The 264-nt window shown below is 68.2% G+C and carries 1 protein-coding gene; it reads left to right on the top strand.

All coding sequences use genetic code 11. The annotated features are described in order from the left end of the window. Nucleotides 1-264 (top strand): ABC transporter permease subunit (locus C5P05_RS02120; protein WP_114967972.1); only part of this gene is annotated, 264 nt, incomplete at both ends.

Genomic DNA, 264 nt, shown 5'->3' on the forward strand with positions numbered 1-264 from the left:
AGGTCTTCCAGGGCACGCCCTTGCTGCTGCAGCTGTTTCTGGTGTTCTTCGGCGCGCCGGTGCTGGGGCTGGAAATCAACCCCTGGGTGGCGGCCGGCGCGGCGCTGATTCTCAACAGCAGCGCCTTTTTGGGCGAGATCTGGCGCGGCTGCATCCAGGCCATCCCCGGCGGGCAGTGGGAGGCGGCGCAGGCGCTCAGCCTGCCCTATCTGTCCCGCATGCGGGACGTGATCCTGCCGCAGGCCTTCAAGATTGCGCTGGCGC

Origin of the sequence: Rhodoferax ferrireducens (assembly GCF_003347515.1) — a bacterium.
Taxonomy (GTDB): Bacteria; Pseudomonadota; Gammaproteobacteria; order Burkholderiales; family Burkholderiaceae_C; genus Rhodoferax.